Source organism: Sphingomonas sp. SKA58, from assembly GCF_000153545.1.
GTDB classification, from domain to species: domain Bacteria; phylum Pseudomonadota; class Alphaproteobacteria; order Sphingomonadales; family Sphingomonadaceae; genus Sphingobium; species Sphingobium soli.
Window position 1 is genome coordinate 368,746 of sequence record NZ_CH959308.1, and the last position, 14,127, is coordinate 382,872.

The window sequence follows — 14,127 nt, forward strand, 5'->3', positions numbered from 1 at the left end:
ACCGCACCAGAGCAGGGGCCGACGCCATCGACCCCGCTCCAGATTCCCGTTTCAGGCGCTCACTCCCCATATCGGTGGGCGTGAGAGCCTTGGGAATATTCAGCCCCATTGCAGGTGGAGGTCCGGCACATGCAGGATATTGCCCACATAATATGGCACCCGGAAACCGTCTTTGATCCGGAATTCCGGTATGGCCTTGACGAATTCCTCGACCGCGATCTGCAGTTCCAGCCGTGCCAGGTGCATCCCCAGGCATTTGTGGATGCCACTGCCCAGCGACATGTGCGGCGCCTTGCGATCGAAGCGGATCGCTTGGGGATCTTCATAGAAAGCCGGGTCGCGTCCCACCACGGGGGAACTAAACGCCACATAATCGCCGGGCATTATTTTCTGCCCATGAATCTCGATGACCTTGGTTGCGATACGGAAGGCCGTAACCGGCGCGAAGGCGCGCAGGAATTCTTCGACTGCCAGGACGATCAGCGATGGATCAGCGCGCAGCTCGTTCTGTTTGTCCGGATGCGACGCCAGATAGTTGAAGATGTTGCCGAGCAGGGACGTAACCGTGTCGAGGCCACCAATGTACAGATTGAAGCAATGGCCGAACACCTCGTCATCATTCCACAAACGGCCATCGACCTCGAAGGTCAGCACCTTGCTGATATAGTCGTCGCGCGGCTGCTGGCGACGTGCCTCAATCTCTTCCAGCAGATAATCCTTCACGCAGCGTACGGCGTTACCGCGCACTTGCCAGTCGTTGGAATGGAGCATTTCCTTTTCCCATTTAAGGAATTGCGTCATTCTTTCCTGCGGAAGGCCCAGCAGATCGAGGACGATGAAGATCGGGAATTTTTCCGAAAACTCATCGATGAAATCGCATTGTCCGCGATCCTTGAAGGCATCGATCAAGGCCTGCGCTCGCTCGCGCACCTGTTCCTTCATCGCGAACATCTTCTGGGGTGCGAAATGACTGTTCAGCGCCTTGCGATAGCCGGTGTGGATTGGCGGGTCGGCCTCGGTCGGAATGACCAGCCAGTTCTCGCCGATATTCTGCGCCCATTTGCCCATGCCATTCTTGGTGAAATTGTCGGCATCGCGCAGCATCGCCTGTACATCCTCGGCATTTTTGAGCAGCCAGCCAGGTTGATCGCCCGGGAAGATGTTGGTGACATAGGTGATCGGCGGCAGCTCCGCATGCATCGCGGGGATCAGCACTTCCTGTGGGTTGTCATAGATCACCGTCCGCGAAAAGAGCGGCAGCGCCATCGCCAGTTCGGGCGGCACGTGATCCGGCAGGGGCTGTTGTGCGACTTGGGTCATCATAGTCTCCGAAGCAAAAAGAGATAAATTCCACCCCTGCCAAAGACAGGTGCGATCGTGGGCGTCCGTCTGAGACTGGTGAGCATGCGGACGATCCGCAATGACAGGAGGCGATGCACATGAGTGAGGCAGACGTGCTGGATCTGGAACAGGCGATCCGGGACAATTACCGGCTGTGGAACGAAGGGAAGCGCGACGAACTCGATCGCCTTTTCCGGGCGTTGGGGCCAGAGGGGTTTACGATCGAATATGTCGGATCGCCCGCCGTGGACGGCGACGCCGCGATGGCCGACATGTGGGCGGAATATGGCGGAAAATGCACGACGGAACCGCTCGAAGTGATCGTCAACGGCGCCGAGGGTGCCGCCTATGTTGCCAACCGCCTGCAAACCAAAGATGGCATTGTCACTCTGCCCAGCCTCGAAACCTACAAGGTCGCCGATGGCCGGCTGACGATCCGCTATTTTCATCGAACCGGTCATTAACCTTGCATGTTCCGACGTGCAGGCGCTGGACACGGCTCAGTCCTTCGCCTGCATGAAGGCCAGCAGGTCGGCATAATGGGGTTGGTGGACGAGGCCGCCGCCCGAAATCGAGATATTCTCGCCCGTGATGTAGCGCGCTTCGTCCGAAGCCAGGAACGCGACCAGCGCCGCGATATCATCCGGCGTTCCGAATTCCGGCGTCAATATGTGCCGATGGATGATTTCCTTCAGCCCCGGCACGGTCTTTTCGAGGGCTTCGGTCAACACGACACCCGGCGCGATACTATTGCAGCGGATATTCTCCCGCCCATGCTGGGTCGCCACATATTTGGTGAGCCCGATGATCGCCGCCTTGGACGAACCATAGGCGATGCGCGCCAGATCCCCTGCACTGCCCGAATTGGATGCGGTGTTGATGATCGAACCGCCGCCGCCCGCGACCATATGGGGGATGGCATATTTGCATCCGAGCAGATAGCCGGTGAGATTGACGTCGAGAATTTCGCGCCAGATGCCGATCGGGATATCGACGGCTGTGGTATCCTGCGGGCTTTTGTCCGGATCGGTCATTGCCGCGTTGTTGTGCAATATGTCCAGCCTGCCGAAATGGTCTACGGTGCGATCGACCATCGCCTTTACCGATTGCGGATCGGCAGCATCGAACTGTACCGGCAGTGCCTTGTCGCCCAGCGGTTCCGCCGCGCGAACGGCGGCAGCCTCGAACAGGTCGGCGATCACGACGCGCGCGCCCTCCGCGACCAGACGTCGGGCGACCGCGGTACCGATACCGCCGCCGCCGCCCGTGACGATCCCTACCCTGTCTACCAACCTCGTCATCATGCGCCCGTCCCCGGTGATGGCTGGCGAGAGAAAGCTGCATCGATTGCAGATTGTCCCGCCAGCCGCTTATCCGATCAGAATTTAAACGTTGTTTCAACGCCATAGGTAGCCGGCTGGCCAACATAGGCGGCTGCAATTCCCAATGTCCGATAGAGATCGGGGAAGCGGCGCAGCAGATATTTCTTGTTCGTGATGTTGCGGCCATAGACCGCCACTTCGACATTGGGATTTTCAAGCTGGAACGCGATACGCCCGTTGAAAATGCCATAGCCAGGTACGAAGCCGAGGCGGTTTTCCGTCTCGTAGGCCGCCTTTGTCGCCGCCGACGCCTGATCCGCCGCCCGGACCGCATCGAAATGCTGACCCCCGACATAGGAATAGGCGCCAGTGACGGCGAGCGTGCCGCCGCCGACAGGAATCTTCTGCGTGGCGCTGACGTTAAGCTGCTTCTTGGGCAATTGCAGCAGCGGCAAGCCGCTCAGATCGACGACGCAGCCGTTGGCGACCCCGGCGCTGTTGGTGCAGCCGCTGCCGGCCACCACCTGGATTTCGCTGAAGCTGCCCTTCGCATATTTGCCATCCTGCAGCGAGCCGTTGACGCTGAGCGTCATGCCTTCCCAGGGCACGGCGGTGATTTCATTTTCTATGCCCCAGATGCGGACCTTGCCGTTGTTCTGGATATATTGGGTAACACCGATACCGGTCACGAAGCTGTTGACGATCGCCTGATTGTCATCCTTCCAGGTATGGAAGACCGCCGAGTTGAAGCGCAGGCGTCGGTCGAAGAGATCGACCTTCAGACCGGCCTCCACATCCTTCACCTTTTCAGGAGAGAAGGCAGGCAGGCCGCCTGCACGCAGGTTCCAGCCGCCGGCCTTCGCCGCGCCGCGGGTCGCAGCATAGAGGAAGATATTGTCGCTAGCCTGCCAGTCGATGCCCAGGTTCCAGGCCGGATAGTTGAATTTGGCATTCTGCTCCTGATTGCAGGTGGTCGCCGTCACGGGGCTGGTTGGCGTCACGGTGCAGTTGATGCCAGTCGGCGTACCCGCCACGGCGACGTTATAGGGCAAACCATATACCTGCGCATTATGCAGCACGCTGTCGCGGGTGTCCCATGTATAACGGAAGCCGCCGACCGCACGCAGCTTTGGGGTCAGTTCATAATAGGCCTGAGCGAACAAACCGAAGGTCTTGTTGGTGACGTCGGCATTGGAATCGCGGATGAGTCCGCCAAAAATCTGCGAGCGGCTGAATTCATAGCCGCTTTCCTTGCCGGCATAAGCGCCCGTGATGAAGCTGAGGCTATCGGTAATATTGCCGGAAAGCTGGAATTCCTGAGAAATATAATAGGATCCAGACCCTGCAAAAGTCGCCAGCAACGGGACGGCCGTACCGTCCGTATCATTCTGGCCATAGTTCATCGAATGGCGATAGCCCGTGATCGACTTGAAGTTCAGGCCACCCAGTTCGACGTTGAGCGTACCGGAAAACCCATATACTTCCAGCGTATTGAATGGCTTCACACCGTAGAGAGCCTGCGCTTCCGGGGTCAGCGCACCGATCGTGGCCGGGGTCGATGTCCCGGTCGCGGTGTTGCCCCACCAATGATCCTTGGTCAGCAGACCGGCCGTGAGGCCCGGCTGGAAGGCGGCGGGGACGATCGCCGGATTGAAGGCCCAAAGCGCGATCTGCTGACCATGGTTGGACTGGCGGTTCCAGTCGGCCGAAAGCGTCAGGTCCCAGCCATTGCCTTCATATTTGAGCTTGCCGCGTAAGAATTTGCTGTTGTTATCGGAAAAGTCGCGATTGGTGGCGAGATTTTCGCCATAGCCGTCCCGCTCGTTGATCGCGCCGCTCAGGCGGATCGCGAGCCCCTCTGCGAGCGGTACATTGATATTGGCCTGCGCACCCAACGTGCTGTAATTGCCAAACTCCGCCTTGAAGGTGCCGCTGAGCTCGTCGTTCGGATCGTTGGTGACGATGTTGATCGCGCCGCCGGTCGTGTTGCGACCAAAGAGCGTACCCTGCGGCCCGCGCAGAACCTCCAGCCGCTGAACGTCCTGAATATCGGTCATGCCCGTTGAGGGACGAGGGATATATATCCCGTCAATATAGGTGGCCACGGCCGGATCGTTGGCAAGGATCGGCTGGAGATTGCCCTGGCCACGAATGGCCACGAAGACGATGCCGTCGCCCCCCGCCGAACCGCGGCCGATGACCAGGCCCGGCGCGGTGCGCTGAAGATCGACGACATTTTCCACCTTGGCCGTCGCCAATGCTTCGGGCGTGAGCGCCGTGACAGCGATCGGGGTCGTCTGAAGACTTTCTTCAGTGCGGCGCGCAGTGACGACAATATCCTGAATGCCTTCGCTTGCACCCGATTGCGCCTGCTGCGCAAAAGCGGGCTGCGCCAGAGCGACGACGAGCGCGCCCATGCCGATCGCGCCCATGGTGACGGCCTTATCCATGTCTTCCTCCCCTAGATTTAATCATATGTCGATTTGACGTATGGAATATGTTTAGCTTGGAGCCGATTTGCGCCATAGTGGCCGAGCCCGGATTGACTGCGCGGCGATAGAATTTGGCCGCTCACCGACAGTTTCCTGCTGCCGCGGTCAGTGGACCTGCGTCGGATGGCAACGGAAATCCTTCGGCGTCTGGCCGGTCGCTGATCGGAAGGCGGCGGAGAAGGCGGACGTGCTGTTGAAGCCACATCGCCAGCTGATTTCCTTTATGCGGGAGTTGTCGCTGCGTAGCAATTCCTTTGCCAGGGCGATCCGGCTGCGCGCGACGAATTCACCCAGGCTGCAGCCCGTTCCCTCCTTGAAGACGCGTGCGACATGCCGCACGCTCATGTTGCAGTCGCGTGCGATATCGGCGACGCCGAGCGGCGCGGAGAGATTCTCCATCACATAATCAATGATGTTCTGGACCTGTCGCGTGCTGCGCGAGTGCAGGCCGCGCCGTTCGCAAGGGCCCATGTGCCGGGTGAGTTCGACCGCAAGACCCATCAGCATCGATTCGACGAGCGTCTGGCTGGCAAATCCGGGCGTCCGCAGTTCCGCAGCCAGTCCCGCAAAGAGCCGGCGCATGGAAATATTCTGGACGTCGGCGCAAGGCTCCACCTTGTTCAGCGGCTGCTCTCCGTCGAACAACTCCTCCAAAAATTCGTCTCCGAGCGCCACGCAGACGAGATGGCGCTCCTGGAGCGCAGGCTCGCCGAAATATTGGCGATGCGGCGGCATGTAGAGGATGTCCCCCGACGCGGCGCGCCGGTCCGGGCGGCCCATGCTGACCATGCTGCGCCGCGGCTGACCATCGAGCGAATAGTCGAGATAGTGTTTCTCGGGACTGAAAACGCCGCTGCTGGGCTGGACCCAGTCGAAATGCCGCACGTCCACATGTGCGTCGCGAACGGTGGCCGCCGCTTCGATGTAGAAATTCTGGACGCCAAGCCTTCCTTGGCCGGTCCAATCGCTCTCCGGACGAAACATCTCTACCTCTGCCATTTTATATTTTGTCTGCGAGCCAGATAGGCGCGCCACCCGCTTTTTACCTCTATCTTCGGATAGGTGGTCAAGACCCCGCCTACAGGCACATCCATGGCGCGTGCCCGATCGAGGCGCGGCATGGGAGCATGGGCGATATATTTGTCGTGCCCCCGTTTCTATGTTCAAACAGGAGGCGCTCAATGTCCATCGCACCGCTCTTGCAGCAGCGGACGCCATGAGAGCGCCATCGGACAAACCTGCCGCCGCCAGCCATTATCCCTGGTATGTACTGGGCATATTGACGCTGGCACAGACCTGCCATGGCATAGACCGCGCCATCATCGGGCTGGTGTTGGCGCCGGTCGGACATGAATTTGCGCTCTCCGACGGACAGTTGGGGATATTGGCGGGTTTCGCCTATGGCATATTCTTCGCGCTCGCCGCCCTGCCCTTCGGCGTGGCCGTGGATAGCTGGAACCGGCGCAACCTGATGACCGCGGCGCTGACATTGTGGAGCGGCGCGACCGCCTTGTGCAGCCTCGCGACAGGATTCTGGACGTTGCTCATCGGCCGGGCCGCGGTAGGGACCGCCGAAGCGGGGGGATCGCCGACCGGCATGTCGCTGCTGAGCGATTATTTCGGCGAAGACCGGCGCGCAACCGCCATCGGCATCTGGTATCTGAGTTCGGGAATCGGGCTCGCCATCGCCTTCATCGTGGGCGGCGCAATCGTGCAGAGCGCCGGATGGCGCTGGGCGTTTGTGGCCGCCGGCGTGCCGGGACTGGTGCTGGCGCCGCTGCTGCTGCTCACGGTCAGGGAACCCGTGCGCGGGGCACATGACGGGCCGGCCCCGCAGCAGGAGGAAACGCTGAGGCTGGTGCAACGCATCCGCCTGCTCGCGGCGCGGCCGGGACTGCTGTACTGCATCTTTGCCATCGTCCTGATCGCGGCGGGCATCTACGGCATGAGCACATGGCTCACCACTTTCCTGATCCGGGTCCATGGCATGCCCATTGCGAAGGCGGGCATCCTCATCGCCATTGCCTATGGCGGTCTCGGTTCGCTGGGCGGATTCCTCGCGGGCTGGGTGATCGACCGCGTCAATCGGCGGCGGGGTGGCTTCGATCCGGCAAGGACATCCCTGTTCGGCGCGGTGATACCCTTGCTGACGGCCGTGACCGGGGTCGGTACGGTCCTGTTCCACGACGTCGATCTAATGCTGGCGCTGCTGATGGCCTGCGGCTTCCTCAGCGCGTCCTATAATGGTCCGATCTACGCCGTCATCGTGACAATCGCCGGACCGCGCCTGCGGGGCCTTGCGGTATCGCTGGTGCAGTTGGGCGCGAACCTGATCGGCGTGGGCGCGGGCACCTATCTGATCGGCGCGGTCAGCGACTTTGTCGGGGGAACGGCCGGTGTCGCCTGGGGAATCGGCACCGCCATGCTGTTCACATTCGCCGGGGGCATAATGCTGCTGCTGGCGTCGCGCGCGATCCGCCGCGCCAAGGCTAGCGGCGACGCATAAGAAAAGGGCGGCCTGATCTTTCAACCAGGCCGCCCTTCATCCTGCACGTCCCATCACTTCGCGGCGTTGCGTTCCTTGCGCCGTGCCTTGGCGGCTTCGATCCCCCGGAATACGGTGGTCGTATTGCCCGCCCCGGCATAGAAGAGCACGAAGAGCGGCAGGAAATCCAGCTCCTCATCGGTGAATTCTTCGTTGATGAGGGCGCCGTTCATCTGGATCTCGACCAGATCGGCGCGGCCCAGCATGGCCGTGGCGCCCAGCACCAGCAAGCGCTTCTCTCGCATCGAGAAAATGTCGCTCGCCCACAGATTGGCGAACTGATTACCGACGATTTCCTGGTTGAAGGACGATTCCCGATACGGGAGCGTCATTTCCGACGATCCCGGTCCGTAGACCTTGTCGAAGACTTCCAGCCCCTTCTGCCACTGCGCTTCGTCGATGCTCATGCCTTTTCTCCCATTACATTTTCCAAGCCCACGACCGTCTGATCGGTTCGGCGCGTCAATTCGACCAAGGGCAGCGCGATGCCGTAGCTGCGCGCCAGATCGATGGCGGCATCCAGATCCTTGACCATCAGGCTGCGGGTATATTCGCGCACTGCCGCTTCCTGCTCGCTGGACGACGGATCGTCGCGCACCGCCAACATCAACGGTCCGCCGACGCTGTCCGAACTGGCGTCGATCACTTCCGCAAGCTGGCGGATATCCACACCGGCATTGCGACACAGGACGGACGCTTCATGACCGGCGCGAAGGCAGCCGAAGACGATGACGTTGCGGGCGATCTTCGCGGCCATGCCCGCGCCGGGGCCACCCATATGCGCCACCAGCTTGGCAAAGCCGTCCAGCACCGGACGCACCTTTGCGATTGTTTCATCCGTACCGCCGACGAGGCAAACGAGGCCATGCTCGCGGGATTTAGGGCCGCCCGTCACGCCGCAATCGACCAGTTCCACGCCTGCCGCGTCGGTCAGGGCGCGAATGGCGTCCAGATCCTCGATCGAGACGGTCGCGACCAGCACCACGATCATGCCCGGTCGCGCGCGCGACAGCACGCCGTCGGGGCCTGACAGCACATCAATCGTCTGCTTTGCGTTGACGACGGCGATGATTACGACATCGGACTGCGCGGCCAGTTCCGCTGGACTGGCGACGACGGACGGCACGCCTTCCAGCATGTCGGCAGCGTCCGCGCGAATGTCGTAAACCGCAGCCAACTGCTGCGTCCGCGCAAGGCATATGGCGACGCCCGCGCCGATCTGCCCCAAGCCGATAACGCCTGCTCTTTCTTCCATCCTCACGATCCTTTCCGCCGCTTGGTTCGCGGTCCTGTCATATCCAGACCGCAAGGGTGGCATAGCCGGGGATGTGCCGTCATCCCGTCAACTGCTGCGTGGCCGAACCTCGACAGATTTACCGTCTTTCACGACGCATTTGTTTCCAGCGGCAGATTTTTTGCGGCCAGGCAATAATGGAGAACCGCGATCAGGAGCACGGATGCCGACAATTGCATACTCAGTTGCAGGCCGCTTGCCGATGCCGAGAGACAGGCGGGTGGCAGCGATGCCTTGCCCGAAACGAGGCAGTCGGCGGCATAATTGCCCTTATAGAGAAAGACAGCGAGGCGATCGCTGAGATAGCCCAACACCACCGATCCCAACCCCAGCCCGGCGACGGTCTGGCCGAAGGCATGAAGCGCCGCAGCCGACGCCCGCATGCGCGGTTCGACCAGCGATTGGGTGATGGTCATGATCGCAGGCGTGAAGGCGTAAAGCAGGGTGGTGGCGACAAAGAGAAAGGCGACCAGCAACCGCCAGTCCGATTGATGGATCGCCAGCAGATAGAAGGGCAGGGCCAGCCCCACCGCGATGGCAGGCGCCCACCCGCCCCAGCGTATGTCCCGCTGGATAAGCCGTCCGATCAGATAGCCGCCACTGACCTGTCCGACCATCGTCGCCAAACTGAACGACAGCGCGAACACGAGGCCCGCATGCGCCAGCGGGAGATCGAACCGGCGAACCAGCAAGGGGATTAGGAACAGATTGGTGCCGAACCCCACCAGCCCGACGAAGCCGCTGCCAAAGGTCAGGTGCAGGAAGGCAGGCGAACGGGCGAGCCGCCGAAGCACCATGGCGAAGGGGGGCGTATCCGCACTCTGCCCAGCATCCTTCCGTTCAGGTTCGGGAATGGTCGCAACCAGTAGCAGCGCCAGCAGCAGGCCGGGCGCACCAACCGCCACGAGCGCAAGCCGCCAGCCGAACGCCTGCGCCACTGCGCCGCCCGCGATCGCGGCGACGGCGCCGCCCAGTGGTACGCCTATCGCGATCAGCGAAAAGACGACCGCGCGGCGCCCGGCATCGAACCGGTCGGAAATCATGGAAACGAGCGCTGGCGTGAAGCCCGCTTCGCCTATGCCGACGCCCATGCGGCAGAGCAGCAGCTGGACATAGCTCCCCGCCGCGCCGGACAACGCGGTCATCAGCGACCAGAGCATGGTCACCACGGCAATGATCCGAACCCGGCTGTAGCGTTCGGCCAGCCGCGCCAGCGGGATGCCGAGCACGGCATAGAAGATGGAGAAGGCCAGCCCACCCAGCATGCCAAGCTGAAGATCGCTCAGGCGCAGGTCGTGGCGAATCGATTCGCCGACCACGGCGATGATCGTGCGATCGATGAAATTGAACATGTAGATCGCGCCCAGCAGCAGCAGGAACCATCTGTCGTGCGGCCGAAACCCGCCTGCGTCCTTCATTCTCTCTCCCCCGCATCTGGCGGCTTTCATTCTACATGTGGGACAGATAGAACAGATTCTTTTCGATATGTATCGGTTTTCTCTTGAAACCATAGTGGTACTGCGCCAACAGATCGCCATCTTCGATAAGGGAGTTTCAGCATATGAAGACGATCATCATTGCGCTGGCCGCTCTGGGCCTGACCGCCCCTGCATTTGCCCAAGCGCCTGCGGTGAATCGCAACGAGGCGATCTACTCCGCCGACGGCACCAAAATCGGCAAGGTGGATCGCGTGCTGACGGCTGCCGACGGCGCCGTATCCGCCGTTCGCGTCATCTATCGTGGCAAGTTCATCTCGATCCCCGCCACCACATTGACCGCAGGCGAGAAGGGCGTGACGACCAGCCTGTCGAATGCCGAGCTGAAGAAGCTGTGACTCCTTTCCCTGCGGTCTTGACGGGCCGCGGGGCATGGACCCAAGACGCGCCTCCGCTTAAAGCGGAGGCATGAGCGCAAACCAGCAACAGCCTGCACGGACTTCACGGCGGGGTCGGCCACCACGATCCGAAGGCCCCGCGCTTGACCGCGCGCGGCTGATCGCAACGCTGCTGGATATGGCGCGGTCCGACGGGATCGAGGCGCTCAACATCCGACCTGTCGCGCAGCGGCTGGGTGTGTCCCCGCGCCTGCTCTACCATCATGTCCGCGACAAGGAGGCGATGCTCGCCCTGCTGACAGACGAGATATTGCGCGGCCGGATGCCTGACCTGTCGGCGCCCGACTGGGAAAGCCGCCTGCGCAGCATCGCCCGTGCGGTGCACATGGCCTATCGGGATTTTCCGGGCTCCGCCGCCTTCATCCTGTCACGCAGCGCGAACCGGCTGGAGCAGCCCAATGCGCTGACGATCCGCCGCGCCATATTCGAGGCGCTGGCCGAGGCCGGGCTGACGCAACAGCAAAGCGACGAGATGCTGGTGATCTTCTCCGTCATCGTGCTGGGGAACGTCGTCGTGTCGGAAAGCCTGGATGACAATGACGACCGGCTGGCGATGCAGCGCAATGTCGTGGAAGCCGCCCTCACCCGCGCGACCGACATGCTGCTCACCGCGATCCGTACCGTCGCGGGAGCAGCCTGAGCTCCAGCCCCAGATTCAGCCCCAGATTCAGCCGAGGTCGGCGATGGACCGGACGGGGCGATCGATCCCGTCCCACGCGCAATGAGCGGCGTGCATCCGGTCGAGCAATGCCTCCATTGCGGTAGAAATCTCCATCAGTTCGACATAGCCGCCATTGCCTTCGCGGGTATCGAACAACGCGAAACGCTCGCCCGACGGCATCCGGCCGCTGAAGGCCATGGCATAGCCCTCGCCGGACAGCCGCGCCACGCCGTCGTCATAGGGAATGCGCAGCATGACATGATGATAGCCCTCACCATAACGGTCGAGCATTTCGGTGAAGACCGAAGGTCCGTCATTGGTCTGCTGGAGCAGTTCGATCAGCAATCCGCCGGAAAAGCCGAACGCGACCTTCATCGCCACCTGCGTTGGCGCGCCGCGATAGATCTGGCCCGGCAGCACGGGCACGTCGAACACGAAAAACGGCCCCGCGCCCATGACCCGCGTCCAGTGATCCAAGGCAAGCTCCATGTCGCGCACCACCTGGCACAATTCCAGTATAGAGCCCTTGGGCTGCATCATGCATCTCCCCAGCTCGCGCCATGGGTTCGCAGGCCATGCTGGCGCGCGCGGTCCCGCAACTGCTGTCCCCGCGCGGCGATGTCGACCCGGGGCACCCTTGCGTCCAAGTCGCGATCAATGGCCACAAGATCGATGACGCGCACGTCGCGGATGAAGCGGGCGGGATCGGCGCCGTCGGGTACGCCCTGCCAGCGCAGAAGCACCCAACCTTCTTCAAGGCCTGCCGTATCGATCCAGTTGGCGATGCCTGGATCGACGCCCGCCACCACATAGCTGATCATGCCATCGGTCGCTGGCGTGACCTGAGCGCTGTTGAGGCTGACCAGGCGCAGCATCGGATCGGGGGAGATGGTCCACGGATCGGCAATCTGGATGCCGGTATAATAGCTGCCCCCCGGATCGATCGTCACCAGCAACCCCTGCCCTTCCCCAAGGGCGAAACGCCCGCCAGCCAGATAGCCCCAGCCCCCGTCGCGGCCATTGGGTCCGATCAGCCGGTTGGGTTCGGGATGACCGAGAAAATCATTCTTGAACCCCGACCAGAAGGCGACCCAGGCTGGCAGGTCGGCGACGACGGTCCGGGCGATCTCCTCCTCGTCGCGCGGACGCATGTCGGCTGGCGGATCGAGGCGACGGACGCTGACCTGCGCCGGCACCTGCCGCCAGTCGCGCTGACTGTCGCGAGTATAGACCTGGATTCGTGCGCCCGGCTCGGTCCGTAAATGAGTCGCGCCGCCCTCCTGCGGGCCGACCGTCACAGTCACCTGCCCGTCGGCATCGCAGAAGGGCTTGAGTTGCTGGAGCGTCAGCGCGCCCAGATTGCGTCCCAGTCCCGCATGATGCGCCGGTTCGACCTCGGCCACGATGCTGAACTGCGGTGGATCGGCGGAAAAGCGGATGTCGACGGCATAGCGCCCGTCGCCGTCGATTGGAATCTCGCGGTTGAAATTGTCGGGATTGTCGATCGCCACCGCCGCGCCCGGATAGATATGGCCGAACCAGCGCCGCGGGGCATTGCTGATATTCCACACGACCCTGGGATCGGCGGGATCGCCATTGGCTTCGCGCATGGCCAGTCCCAGCACCCACTGATCAAGCGCCCGATCCAGCCCCAACCGTCCGTCGAGCGCGCCTGCGAGCGGGTCCGCGAGCAGCATGAGGCGCGCTTCTTCGCGCGCGGCACGGATGTCAGGCCGTTCGATGAGGCGCAGCGCCAGCTTTTCCGCCGCTGCCTGATCGTCGGTCCAGAGAGGGTTCGCGGTCATGAAATGGTCCCCACCCGGCCGCCTTCGGTGAAGATGGTGCTGCCGGTCGTGTAGCTGGAACCATCCCCCGCCAGCAAGATCGCTGCGCCGACCGCCTCGTCCGCCGCGCCGAAACGCTTGATCGCGTTGCGCTCGGCAAGGCCCAGCCCTTTGTGGATCGCGGCCTCTTGCCCGTCCGGGCTCATCGATCCGACGCACAGGCAATTGATCCTGGTGTGCGGCGCCTGCGTCTTAGCCAACTCGCGCACCAGGAAAAGCAGCGCCGCCTTCGACACGCCATAGGCGACGGCGGGCGGGATCGGCGTGAAGCCGCCGCAGCTCTGGACCGAAATGATGCTGCCCTTGCCATGCGCCTTCATATCGGCCTCCGTCAGTTCGGTCAGACGCCAGGTCGCCATGACGTTGACGTCCATCGCTGTCTTCCAGACTTCATCTGTGTTCGCCCAGAGCCCGCCATCTGCGGCATAGACGACGCCCGCCGCCGCATTGTTGAACACGATATGGATGGGACCGAAGGCGGCGCGCGCGCCCGCCACCAGCCGTTCAAGATCGCCCTTCTCGCCCGCGTCGGCGGCGATGGCGATCGCCCGGCCGCCGTCGCGAGCGTTGATCTCTGCCGCAATCCGGTCGAGCCGGTCCTGCGAGCGGGCCGAGAGAACCACGTTGGCGCCCAATTCGGCATAGGCCTTGGCGACATGTTCGCCGACGCCCGGCCCGACCCCGGTCAGGATGGCCGTGCGCCCGTCGAGGCGGAAACGGTCGAGAACACTCAT

General features: G+C 62.4%; 14 protein-coding genes. 4 read left to right on the forward strand and 10 right to left on the reverse strand.

Features of this window, described 5'->3' with window-relative positions:
* Positions 1-99 precede the first annotated feature (99 nt).
* Positions 100-1,323 carry a cytochrome P450 gene (locus SKA58_RS16865; protein ID WP_009823697.1) on the reverse strand — a complete coding sequence of 408 codons (1,224 nt, stop codon included), beginning with the start codon at positions 1,321-1,323 and terminating at the stop codon, positions 100-102.
* Positions 1,324-1,439: 116 nt separating this feature from the next.
* Here SKA58_RS16865 and SKA58_RS16870 point away from each other — a divergent pair, with 116 nt between their 5' ends.
* On the forward strand, positions 1,440-1,805 hold the full coding sequence (locus SKA58_RS16870) for a hypothetical protein (RefSeq protein WP_009823698.1): 366 nt from the start codon (positions 1,440-1,442) through the stop codon (positions 1,803-1,805).
* 36 nt (positions 1,806-1,841) lie between these two features.
* On the opposite strand, the gene SKA58_RS16875 is transcribed toward SKA58_RS16870, so the two are convergent.
* From SKA58_RS16875 to SKA58_RS16885, 3 genes are all read right to left on the reverse strand, one after another.
* On the reverse strand, positions 1,842-2,645 hold the full coding sequence (locus tag SKA58_RS16875; protein ID WP_009823699.1) for an SDR family NAD(P)-dependent oxidoreductase: 804 nt from the start codon (positions 2,643-2,645) through the stop codon (positions 1,842-1,844).
* A gap of 74 nt (positions 2,646-2,719) precedes the next feature.
* Complete coding sequence (locus tag SKA58_RS16880) at positions 2,720-5,113, reverse strand: TonB-dependent receptor (protein ID WP_009823700.1); 2,394 nt, start codon at positions 5,111-5,113, stop codon at positions 2,720-2,722.
* Positions 5,114-5,260: 147 nt separating this feature from the next.
* The gene (locus SKA58_RS16885) at positions 5,261-6,139 is read right to left on the reverse strand and encodes an AraC family transcriptional regulator (protein WP_009823701.1); all 879 of its coding nucleotides are present in this window, start codon (positions 6,137-6,139) and stop codon (positions 5,261-5,263) included.
* A 175-nt stretch (positions 6,140-6,314) separates the two neighbouring features.
* On the opposite strand from SKA58_RS16885, the gene SKA58_RS16890 reads away from it, so the two are divergent.
* A complete protein-coding gene (locus SKA58_RS16890; protein WP_009823702.1) occupies positions 6,315-7,661 on the forward strand; it encodes an MFS transporter in 1,347 nt (448 codons plus the stop codon).
* Between the two features lie 53 nt (positions 7,662-7,714).
* Here the strand turns inward: SKA58_RS16890 and SKA58_RS16895 are convergent, their stop codons facing one another.
* The 3 genes from SKA58_RS16895 to SKA58_RS16905 all read right to left on the reverse strand — a co-directional run bounded on the left by SKA58_RS16895 (position 7,715) and on the right by SKA58_RS16905 (position 10,412).
* Positions 7,715-8,107 (reverse strand): carboxymuconolactone decarboxylase family protein, encoded by a 393-nt coding sequence (locus tag SKA58_RS16895; protein WP_009823703.1) that lies wholly within the window; start codon positions 8,105-8,107, stop codon positions 7,715-7,717.
* On the reverse strand, positions 8,104-8,955 hold the full coding sequence (locus SKA58_RS16900; RefSeq protein ID WP_009823704.1) for an NAD(P)-dependent oxidoreductase: 852 nt from the start codon (positions 8,953-8,955) through the stop codon (positions 8,104-8,106). The genes SKA58_RS16895 and SKA58_RS16900 overlap by 4 nt, the downstream gene beginning before the upstream one ends.
* Positions 8,956-9,083: 128 nt before the next feature.
* Positions 9,084-10,412 (reverse strand): spinster family MFS transporter, encoded by a 1,329-nt coding sequence (locus SKA58_RS16905; protein ID WP_009823705.1) that lies wholly within the window; start codon positions 10,410-10,412, stop codon positions 9,084-9,086.
* A 143-nt stretch (positions 10,413-10,555) separates the two neighbouring features.
* On the opposite strand from SKA58_RS16905, the gene SKA58_RS16910 reads away from it, so the two are divergent.
* Both SKA58_RS16910 and SKA58_RS16915 read left to right on the forward strand, forming a co-directional pair.
* Entirely contained in the window at positions 10,556-10,828 is a 273-nt protein-coding gene (locus SKA58_RS16910) for a PRC-barrel domain-containing protein (protein ID WP_009823706.1), read from the forward strand.
* 70 nt (positions 10,829-10,898) lie between these two features.
* The gene (locus SKA58_RS16915; RefSeq protein WP_037543843.1) at positions 10,899-11,528 is read left to right on the forward strand and encodes a TetR/AcrR family transcriptional regulator; all 630 of its coding nucleotides are present in this window, start codon (positions 10,899-10,901) and stop codon (positions 11,526-11,528) included.
* Positions 11,529-11,555: 27 nt separating this feature from the next.
* On the opposite strand, the gene SKA58_RS16920 is transcribed toward SKA58_RS16915, so the two are convergent.
* The 3 genes from SKA58_RS16920 to SKA58_RS16930 are packed head-to-tail and all read right to left on the reverse strand — an operon-like array spanning position 11,556 to position 14,127.
* On the reverse strand, positions 11,556-12,089 hold the full coding sequence (locus tag SKA58_RS16920) for a VOC family protein (RefSeq protein WP_009823708.1): 534 nt from the start codon (positions 12,087-12,089) through the stop codon (positions 11,556-11,558).
* A complete protein-coding gene (locus tag SKA58_RS16925) occupies positions 12,086-13,354 on the reverse strand; it encodes a hypothetical protein (protein WP_009823709.1) in 1,269 nt (422 codons plus the stop codon). Before SKA58_RS16925 ends, SKA58_RS16920 begins: the two co-directional genes overlap by 4 nt.
* Positions 13,351-14,127: an SDR family NAD(P)-dependent oxidoreductase gene (locus SKA58_RS16930; protein ID WP_009823710.1), complete on the reverse strand. Its 777-nt coding sequence runs from the start codon at positions 14,125-14,127 to the stop codon at positions 13,351-13,353. The genes SKA58_RS16925 and SKA58_RS16930 overlap by 4 nt, the downstream gene beginning before the upstream one ends.

Bases quoted from the DNA above. Each gene is read 5' to 3' on its own strand.
- SKA58_RS16875 (WP_009823699.1), bottom strand. From the start codon at position 2,645: ATGATGACGAGGTTGGTAGACAGGGTAGGGATCGTCACGGGCGGCGGC.
- SKA58_RS16885 (WP_009823701.1), bottom strand. From the start codon at position 6,139: ATGTTTCGTCCGGAGAGCGATTGGACCGGCCAAGGAAGGCTTGGCGTC.
- SKA58_RS16905 (WP_009823705.1), bottom strand. From the start codon at position 10,412: ATGAAGGACGCAGGCGGGTTTCGGCCGCACGACAGATGGTTCCTGCTG.
- SKA58_RS16910 (WP_009823706.1), top strand. From the start codon at position 10,556: ATGAAGACGATCATCATTGCGCTGGCCGCTCTGGGCCTGACCGCCCCT.
- SKA58_RS16890 (WP_009823702.1), top strand. From the start codon at position 6,315: ATGTTCAAACAGGAGGCGCTCAATGTCCATCGCACCGCTCTTGCAGCA.
- SKA58_RS16920 (WP_009823708.1), bottom strand. From the start codon at position 12,089: ATGATGCAGCCCAAGGGCTCTATACTGGAATTGTGCCAGGTGGTGCGC.
- SKA58_RS16880 (WP_009823700.1), bottom strand. From the start codon at position 5,113: ATGGATAAGGCCGTCACCATGGGCGCGATCGGCATGGGCGCGCTCGTC.
- SKA58_RS16925 (WP_009823709.1), bottom strand. From the start codon at position 13,354: ATGACCGCGAACCCTCTCTGGACCGACGATCAGGCAGCGGCGGAAAAG.
- SKA58_RS16930 (WP_009823710.1), bottom strand. From the start codon at position 14,127: ATGAGTGTTCTCGACCGTTTCCGCCTCGACGGGCGCACGGCCATCCTG.
- SKA58_RS16895 (WP_009823703.1), bottom strand. From the start codon at position 8,107: ATGAGCATCGACGAAGCGCAGTGGCAGAAGGGGCTGGAAGTCTTCGAC.
- SKA58_RS16915 (WP_037543843.1), top strand. From the start codon at position 10,899: ATGAGCGCAAACCAGCAACAGCCTGCACGGACTTCACGGCGGGGTCGG.
- SKA58_RS16900 (WP_009823704.1), bottom strand. From the start codon at position 8,955: ATGGAAGAAAGAGCAGGCGTTATCGGCTTGGGGCAGATCGGCGCGGGC.
- SKA58_RS16865 (WP_009823697.1), bottom strand. From the start codon at position 1,323: ATGATGACCCAAGTCGCACAACAGCCCCTGCCGGATCACGTGCCGCCC.
- SKA58_RS16870 (WP_009823698.1), top strand. From the start codon at position 1,440: ATGAGTGAGGCAGACGTGCTGGATCTGGAACAGGCGATCCGGGACAAT.